The sequence below is a fragment of the Corynebacterium sp. HMSC068H04 genome, from assembly GCF_001811255.1.
Taxonomy (GTDB): Bacteria; Actinomycetota; Actinomycetes; order Mycobacteriales; family Mycobacteriaceae; genus Corynebacterium; species Corynebacterium hesseae.
The window spans coordinates 1-6,569 of sequence record NZ_KV803983.1 but is presented as its reverse complement, the minus strand read 5'-3'; the positions used below and the strand labels follow the sequence as shown (position 1 = coordinate 6,569).

The window sequence follows — 6,569 nt, the reverse complement described above, 5'->3', positions numbered from 1 at the left end:
GAACCACCCCACACACCCGCACCCACAAAGCAGACGCAAGCACGCAAGGTGGCACGACCGACGCGGAGGGCTTGGGGGTTGTGTTCCACGGGAGTTGCACTCGGGTAAGCCCTGGGGTGGTCAGGCCATAATCTGTAGTCGCGTAAATTCCCGGAGTCAGCTTTGCTGGCGAGGACAATTGGAGCGGTGGGGTAGTGCAGGTGACGATAGTCGTTAGGTTCTGCTTTTCCTATTGCTATTTTCATTGCTATTGCGCTAGCTATTCATTGTGCTATATCACTTGCTATTGGGTGTGCTAGTTGTTGGGTTTGTCCTGGTTGTCCTGGCTTTCACCGAGGAAGGTCTCGTAGCGGGCACGAGCTTGGCGTTGTTTGTGCCCTTCTTCCACAAAGAGGGTGTAGAGCTCGTCTTCGGCGGCGGTGTCGGCCAGGCGGGCGAGTGTGGCGGTCATTGCTGCGAATTGGCGGCGGTAGGAGGCGCTGGCTACTTGCTGGGCGTAGCTATCAAGGGTAAAGGGGTTGACGTCGAGGGTGGTCAGCATCTGGATTAGGGAATCTACGTCGCCAAGTGGGATTCCGCTGTTTTCGCCTTGTGCTCGTAGTGCGCTGCGGATGCTAGCAGCGTCGCAGGGGCGATGCTGGGCGAGCTGGTCTTTTATTGTGGCGAAAACGGCTGCGTAGTTGGTTTCGTAGAAGTCTGCGACGTGAAGTCTGTCTACTTGTCGATGTAGTTCATCTTCGTTGCGGGTGATTAGTAGTGCGGCAAGTAGGAGAGCTTCGGGATTGTCGGTGGCATGGCCGTCCATGCCGGATGTGTAGTCCTCGCTCATTGAGACGGCCTTTCTGGTTAGTCCTCGTTCTGGCGGCGCCAGGCGTTGAGGAACAGTTGGGCAATGGGCAGGTTGAGGTTGTAGGACAGCTCTCGGATCACCATGTATTCAGCAACGGGGATGCGGATGAATACCGCATGGCCTTCGAATCCGCTTCCGGGTCCGCGTAGCGGGCGGTCGTAGGTGAGGTCTCCGACGGCTCCGGTTTCTGGGTCGGTACGCAGTGCGTTGAGTAGTTGGGCACCGAGTCCTGGTCCGCCTTCTTCTTTGATTCGGGTCATGGTGGCGTGGATTTCGGCGGGGACTTTGACGGTGGTGGATTTAGTTCCGCCTGCGTCGATGAAGTCGTCGGTTTTAAGCTTGCGTGTGGTCTTGAGCAGGTAGTTGTCTGCGTCGTTGACTACTGCGCTGGTTCCCTGAGGCGCGGTACGTGTGGCCGGACGGGCACTGGGGCTGGTTGTGGAGTTCTTGCCTTTTTTGAGTGCGCGGGCGGCAATGTTTTTGCCAAGGTTGCTGTTAGCCATTGAGGATCTCCAGTACTTGGTTGAAGAGGAAGTCGTATCCGTAGAGCTGGTCGCGTTTGTTAGCGGGCCAGGTTCCGGTGGCATTGCCGAGTGCGGCGCGTTGGGGGATAGGTGGCCATAGGTAGGGGATTTCTGCTTCTTTAAGGATTTCTTTGCAGTCCTCAACAGTCTTGGATGAGCGGTTCCACATGGTAAATAGCACGCGGTAGTCGGTGCCGTTGGGAACACCTCGTTGTGCGGTGGTGATTACTTGCTCTAGTTCGGTGACTGTTCCCTTGGTGGGGATGAGGACGAGGTCGGAGTTTTTGGCGACTTCTTGAATCATGGAGTGGTCGCCTGGGGGGCCGTCGACGATGACGATGTCGTCGTTGGGGATTTTTTTGAAGGCCTTGAGGATTTGGTTGTAGTTGCCGGAGTGGAGGGTGACGTCCGCATAGGGAAGGTTGGGGTTATCTTGGTGGTTTTCTTCGGCAATTTCATGCCAGGAGCTAAGCGTTCCTTGGTTGATGTCGGCGTCGATGATGTGGATGGGGACGTTGACTTTGTCGGAGTAGTAGGCCGCGGCGGCAAGCCAGACTGTGGAGGTGGTTTTTCCGACTCCGCCTTTGGCGTGGAGTAGGGAGATGACAGGCATGTTCTGTCCTTTCAATCGGTGTCAAGTGCAGCTCAGAGCATTTTCCGTGCTGTTAGTGCTCAACTTTATCATGCTTGCTATTGCTATTGCAATACCCATTGCTATTGGTTTAGCTATTACTTTAGGGGTTGACGCAGGTCAGTGGCTATGGCTAGTATTTAGGTGTCAAGTGATTAGAATTTTCCTTTTAATCGGCAAATTGGCCCCGGCTTCGGCTGGGGCCTTTTTGCTTGCTCCGGTTGCAGGAAGTGGGATAGCAAGTATTCTGTGGGTGTCCGCTATGGGCTTCCCCCGAGCCTTGTCGGACGGAAGGAAAAAGCCGACCCCCGAGCGGCTTCTCCCCAGTGCCCCCTGTGAGCGCGGCCTGGGGAGTTTCCTCTATTGTGCACCTTCTAGCCGCTCTTTGAGGCTGGCGGCTAAGTTGAGAAGCTCGACTGAATTATCTGCGGGCCGCTGTTGAGACAGGTTCCGCTGTGCCGCGCGCACAAGCTTAGCGAGCCTTCCGGCGTCGCGGGCCAGTGGGGAAGTGGAAGGCAGTTCCGCCTGTATTACCTGTAAGTGCTTGGCGGCGCTGTTGGCAGCGTCTAGCGCATACTCGTAGTCTCCAGTATCCCCGTGGGCTTTGATAAACAACGCGCACAGGTGCGCGCCCTGGGCTTCACGAACAATGGCTGACATTTCCCGCCTCTCCTGGCTATGCCGCTTTCCAAGTTCTTTTTAATTAGGATAAAAGCATGGTCGATGCAGAAGAATTCATATCTAAATTGAAAGAAACGGGCTTGAACGGGGGCGAAGAAGTCATCCTTGTACACGACGCTTCTGTCGATCCCGCCATTGACTTTCTTAAGTTTTCCGGAATGAAGATTACAGCTCGAAAAAGCGGGGATGACGTAATCCTCAACGGGATAACCTACCCGGCAGGGGTTAAAACCTCCGTCGAGGGCCCATTTCGCGCTCAGGAAACTAAAACCTTCTCTCTCAATGGGCCGCTTGGCTTTACTGAAGTATTTGATTCTTTTGTCGAAGAACTTCTTGAGAAGGACTCGCAGGTTCCGGCACAAACCGGTAACGGTAAGCCGGTAGACAGAAATCAGTGGAGAAGCCGCATAGAACACGGCCGTCTGTTTGGTGAAGAGTTGTTTGGCTAGAAATGAGTTCAAACCGTTAGAACCTTCAGATTCTCTTTACAAGGATCTGAAGGTTTCTGTTTACGTTCGCAAAATCTGCCGCGCTACTAGAGCCCCGGGGGCGAGGGAGCTAACTAAGAAATCTCACCCAGCAATTAGTCCCTGATCTCGATAGAGACGGGACGCCCGAGCCTCTCGTTCTGCCGTAGGTCGATGGTGTCGTATAGCTCGTATTCTTTGCGCTCTTCAGATTGTCGGATATTACCTATGACCCCTTCACTGCCGGCCCAGTTCCGGTGGGACATAACGAATTGGACGGCATACGTCCATGCTTCCTTGCGGCTGTCGAACATCGGCGTCGTGTAGTAGGCCTCGCCGGTAACGGAGTTGTGCACTAGAGCTAATGGCATAGTCTTTCCTTTCCTTTGGGCTGCTAAATAAGAACTTACTATCGACCTGTGCACAGCGATTAGCTTAGGTACACCCATCTGTACGCGCTGACCTGCGGCGTTGTGGGTTGTGCCGAGCGTGCTGCCGGAGTCCCTTTCAGTGTCCCTGGGGTAGGAGCGGCCGCATGAAGGTGCGCTCTTACCGCAGGACGCACCCGGACTCGTCTCGAATCCGGTCAGCGGCGATGAAGTCCGGGTGGGTGCCGAACAAGGTGCGGTACTGCTCGTAGGCAGCCAGGCTGGGGAAGCTGAACAGGGATTCCGCACGGTCACTCACACCTTCCGCGGGTAGGTAGTACCCGTGGTGGGTGCCGCCGTGTTCGTCGACATGCCGCATCCAAGCGCGGGCGAACTGTTCAAAGGCTGCGATCTGGTCGGGGTCGATGGTGTAGTGGACGACACAGGTGATCACATCCACAACGCTAGGCCCACAGGCGCTCATTGGGGAGCCTTTGTCTGTGCGCCTCGTGGTGCAGCACACCAATCTGCCTGGTTTACCTGCGGAAATGCGTCAGTTCGCCAAGTTGGCGCCGAGTTCAACGGTGAGAACTCCGACGGCGATGAGGAGGATGCCGAGGGCCATGGTTCGGGTGAGGGGTTCGTGGAAGATGACCCGGGCGAGGATCGCGGTGAGAGCTACGCCGGATGCTGCCCAGATGCCGTAGGCGACGCCAAGGGCCATGCCGTCGGCCAAGGCGAGACTTAAGGCGACGAACGCCACGAGATACCCCGCGATGACGCCGATGAACCATTTCTTCACCCGGCCACCGTCGGAGGCTCGTAGCGACATGGTCGCGACGACTTCGGACAAGATGGCGCCTGCGAGGAAGATCCATCTCATGAGTTGACTCCTGCTTCCTGGGCTGCGGTTTGCTGAGCTTTCTGGGAGCCGAGTTCGACGGTGAGGACACCGCTGATGATCGCAACCATTCCAAGACCCATCACAGCGGTCAGAGGTTCACCGAAAATCGCGGCGGATAGCACGGCGGCGAGCACGACCCCGCTGGCTCCCCAGATGCCATAGGCGACGCCGATCTGCATTCCTTCGCGCAGGCAGAAGGTGAGGAAGACGAAAGTGCCGATGTATCCGGCAGCAACCACGATGTACCAGGATGGGTGATTGAGCGCCGCCTTGAGAGACAGCGTCGCCGCCACTTCGGTAGTGATGGCGCCAGCGAGCAGGAACCACTGCTTCATGGGGTTGTTCCTTCGATCAGGGAGCGAATGCTGGAGACGACGGCTTCGAGATCCGCGCCGTGGAGGGTGGACACACCTGTGGCCTGGGCGCCCCAGAGTCCGTCGGCGGCGAGTCGGGCGGTGGTCAGCCTGGCTCGGGTGGCGGCGTCGAGATCGTCCGGGAGTTCGAGCCAGCGGCCCATCCGCGTAGTCCACGGTTCGGTGAGTTCGGGCCGGTACATCGCTTGGCCCCAGATGATGAACTCGGCGCGCTTGGCGACCCCGTGGGCGGCGACGTGAAGGTAGCTCAGGAGCCGCTCGGTGGCGTTGGCGTTCTCGAGGGGCTTGCCAAGGGTGGCAGTCATGTCGTTCTCGACGTTGGCCGCAGCGTGGTCGACGATCGCGGCGAGCAGTACGTCGCGGTTGCGGAAGTGATATAGCAATCCCGGTTTGGTGAGCCCGGCCTCGTGGGCCACTGCGTCAAGGGTAATGTCGCCACCCTCCGCTGCGTTCATGACGCGGAGGGCAGCTTCCAGGATCTCGGAGCGCTGACTGGTTCGCATATAGCTAACTTTACCATTTGGTAGGTGAAGCCTTCAACTGCGGGCGCTGGTAGGGGCACCTGGGGTACACCCTATTGTTACGCCGGTTTGGAGCAGAATGTTTGCTGTAAAATAGGGCCGTTCCTAGCATTGTTTTACACGTGTCTAGCGGGGTCTAGGCCTTATGTTTACAGAAAGTGGTGAGTGTAGTGTTGTCGTCTGATGGTTTCCATATTGAAAGTCATATTGACTCTGTGCCCGCGTTGGCGCGGGTGAAAGATCTGCACGGTGGGTTGTCGTCGGGGCAGCAGGCGTTGGGCAGGATTGTGCAAGCCTTGCTTGCTGACGCTGATGGTCTCGACGGTGTTCAGCTTTATGCCCTCTCGGATGCAATCGAGTCGTATCGTGATGCGGTCATAGAACAGGAGAATTCTGCCTTTAACCCTTCGCGGGGCGAAGACTAATGGCCAAAAGCTCTGGTTCGCGTGGGCAGCGGGTGGGCTATATCCGTGTCTCGTCGGTGGAGCAGAATAATCAGCGTCAGAAAGAACTACTCAATGCTTCTGGCAGGATTGACCGTTTCTTTGAGGATAAGGTTTCCGGCCGTACCAAGGCTGCGCGCCCTGGGCTTGTCGAGTGTATGGCGTATGTGCGCGACGGTGACGAGCTTGTCGTGTCGTCGATTGACCGTCTCGCCCGTTCGCTTACGGATTTGCGCGGGATTGTTGATGAGCTTACCGGCAAGGGTGTGACTGTTACTTTTCTGCATGAGAATCTCGCGTTTGCGAAAGACGCCACGGATCCACGCGCGGATTTAATGCTGGGTATTTTGGGTTCGTTTGCGGAGTTTGAGCGGGCCATTATCCGCGAGCGGCAGGCGGAGGGGATTGCTTTGGCGAAAAAGGCTGGCAAGTACAAAGGCCGCAAGCCTGCTCTTAGCCCGCAGCAGGTAGCGGAGATTAAGCGGCGCACGCTGGCGGGGGAGTCGAAAGCAGCCTTGGCGCGGGAGTTTGGGGTGACCCGTCCTACGGTGTATCGGGCGTTGAAAAACGCATAGATACGGCGCAGTCGTAACGGTAAATCAGCGTGCCCGTCAGTCCCGCCATATGGCGGGACATATATTTAGGCATATGTTATAGCGTATGCTCGGCTTTACGTAGTTCTACCTGCTCTTTTGTACGTCCAGCTAGGGTGTTGGGCGGTGAAATCGACAGACTTGGGGCGGCTACGAGTGTCTCTGTGTGCATTTTGCCTCGGGTGCTGTTGCAAAGTTGGGGCAGTAGAAAGA

Annotated in this window: 12 protein-coding genes; 3 read left to right on the top strand and 9 right to left on the bottom strand. The window is 56.8% G+C overall.

The genetic code is table 11. From position 1 onward, the window contains the following. Positions 1 to 295 precede the first annotated feature (295 nt). From HMPREF2792_RS04220 to HMPREF2792_RS04205, 4 genes are all read right to left on the bottom strand, one after another. Complete coding sequence (locus HMPREF2792_RS04220; protein WP_070531121.1) at positions 296 to 829, bottom strand: DnaB-like helicase N-terminal domain-containing protein; 534 nt, start codon at positions 827 to 829, stop codon at positions 296 to 298. 17 nt (positions 830 to 846) lie between these two features. Continuing rightward, the gene (locus HMPREF2792_RS04215) at positions 847 to 1,353 is read right to left on the bottom strand and encodes a hypothetical protein (protein ID WP_070531120.1); all 507 of its coding nucleotides are present in this window, start codon (positions 1,351 to 1,353) and stop codon (positions 847 to 849) included. After that, positions 1,346 to 1,987, bottom strand: coding sequence for a ParA family protein (locus HMPREF2792_RS04210; protein ID WP_070531119.1), 642 nt, complete (start codon positions 1,985 to 1,987; stop codon positions 1,346 to 1,348). The genes HMPREF2792_RS04215 and HMPREF2792_RS04210 overlap by 8 nt, the downstream gene beginning before the upstream one ends. Positions 1,988 to 2,365: 378 nt before the next feature. Next, positions 2,366 to 2,665: a hypothetical protein gene (locus HMPREF2792_RS04205; RefSeq protein WP_232748459.1), complete on the bottom strand. Its 300-nt coding sequence runs from the start codon at positions 2,663 to 2,665 to the stop codon at positions 2,366 to 2,368. Positions 2,666 to 2,721: 56 nt separating this feature from the next. On the opposite strand from HMPREF2792_RS04205, the gene HMPREF2792_RS04200 reads away from it, so the two are divergent. Beyond that, a complete protein-coding gene (locus HMPREF2792_RS04200; RefSeq protein WP_070531118.1) occupies positions 2,722 to 3,135 on the top strand; it encodes a hypothetical protein in 414 nt (137 codons plus the stop codon). A 134-nt stretch (positions 3,136 to 3,269) separates the two neighbouring features. Here HMPREF2792_RS04200 and HMPREF2792_RS04195 read toward each other — a convergent pair whose 3' ends face one another. The 5 genes from HMPREF2792_RS04195 to HMPREF2792_RS04175 form a co-directional block, all read right to left on the bottom strand. Further along, positions 3,270 to 3,524 carry a hypothetical protein gene (locus tag HMPREF2792_RS04195; RefSeq protein WP_070531117.1) on the bottom strand — a complete coding sequence of 85 codons (255 nt, stop codon included), beginning with the start codon at positions 3,522 to 3,524 and terminating at the stop codon, positions 3,270 to 3,272. Between the two features lie 178 nt (positions 3,525 to 3,702). Continuing rightward, entirely contained in the window at positions 3,703 to 3,975 is a 273-nt protein-coding gene (locus HMPREF2792_RS04190) for an NIPSNAP family protein (protein ID WP_232748458.1), read from the bottom strand. 99 nt (positions 3,976 to 4,074) lie between these two features. Further along, the gene (locus tag HMPREF2792_RS04185) at positions 4,075 to 4,404 is read right to left on the bottom strand and encodes a DMT family transporter (protein WP_003849969.1); all 330 of its coding nucleotides are present in this window, start codon (positions 4,402 to 4,404) and stop codon (positions 4,075 to 4,077) included. Then, positions 4,401 to 4,760, bottom strand: coding sequence for a DMT family transporter (locus HMPREF2792_RS04180; RefSeq protein ID WP_048733039.1), 360 nt, complete (start codon positions 4,758 to 4,760; stop codon positions 4,401 to 4,403). The genes HMPREF2792_RS04185 and HMPREF2792_RS04180 overlap by 4 nt, the downstream gene beginning before the upstream one ends. Continuing rightward, positions 4,757 to 5,302, bottom strand: coding sequence for a TetR/AcrR family transcriptional regulator (locus HMPREF2792_RS04175; protein WP_070531116.1), 546 nt, complete (start codon positions 5,300 to 5,302; stop codon positions 4,757 to 4,759). The genes HMPREF2792_RS04180 and HMPREF2792_RS04175 overlap by 4 nt, the downstream gene beginning before the upstream one ends. A 188-nt stretch (positions 5,303 to 5,490) precedes the next feature. Here HMPREF2792_RS04175 and HMPREF2792_RS04170 point away from each other — a divergent pair, with 188 nt between their 5' ends. Both HMPREF2792_RS04170 and HMPREF2792_RS04165 read left to right on the top strand, forming a co-directional pair. Then, positions 5,491 to 5,745: a hypothetical protein gene (locus tag HMPREF2792_RS04170; protein ID WP_070531115.1), complete on the top strand. Its 255-nt coding sequence runs from the start codon at positions 5,491 to 5,493 to the stop codon at positions 5,743 to 5,745. Beyond that, positions 5,745 to 6,338 (top strand): recombinase family protein, encoded by a 594-nt coding sequence (locus HMPREF2792_RS04165; RefSeq protein ID WP_070531114.1) that lies wholly within the window; start codon positions 5,745 to 5,747, stop codon positions 6,336 to 6,338. The genes HMPREF2792_RS04170 and HMPREF2792_RS04165 overlap by 1 nt, the downstream gene beginning before the upstream one ends. Positions 6,339 to 6,569: the final 231 nt, after the last annotated feature.

Bases quoted from the DNA above. Each gene is read 5' to 3' on its own strand.
- HMPREF2792_RS04180 (WP_048733039.1), bottom strand. From the start codon at position 4,760: ATGAAGCAGTGGTTCCTGCTCGCTGGCGCCATCACTACCGAAGTGGCG.
- HMPREF2792_RS04185 (WP_003849969.1), bottom strand. From the start codon at position 4,404: ATGAGATGGATCTTCCTCGCAGGCGCCATCTTGTCCGAAGTCGTCGCG.
- HMPREF2792_RS04175 (WP_070531116.1), bottom strand. From the start codon at position 5,302: ATGCGAACCAGTCAGCGCTCCGAGATCCTGGAAGCTGCCCTCCGCGTC.
- HMPREF2792_RS04215 (WP_070531120.1), bottom strand. From the start codon at position 1,353: ATGGCTAACAGCAACCTTGGCAAAAACATTGCCGCCCGCGCACTCAAA.
- HMPREF2792_RS04210 (WP_070531119.1), bottom strand. From the start codon at position 1,987: ATGCCTGTCATCTCCCTACTCCACGCCAAAGGCGGAGTCGGAAAAACC.
- HMPREF2792_RS04165 (WP_070531114.1), top strand. From the start codon at position 5,745: ATGGCCAAAAGCTCTGGTTCGCGTGGGCAGCGGGTGGGCTATATCCGT.
- HMPREF2792_RS04195 (WP_070531117.1), bottom strand. From the start codon at position 3,524: ATGCCATTAGCTCTAGTGCACAACTCCGTTACCGGCGAGGCCTACTAC.
- HMPREF2792_RS04205 (WP_232748459.1), bottom strand. From the start codon at position 2,665: ATGTCAGCCATTGTTCGTGAAGCCCAGGGCGCGCACCTGTGCGCGTTG.
- HMPREF2792_RS04220 (WP_070531121.1), bottom strand. From the start codon at position 829: ATGAGCGAGGACTACACATCCGGCATGGACGGCCATGCCACCGACAAT.
- HMPREF2792_RS04200 (WP_070531118.1), top strand. From the start codon at position 2,722: ATGGTCGATGCAGAAGAATTCATATCTAAATTGAAAGAAACGGGCTTG.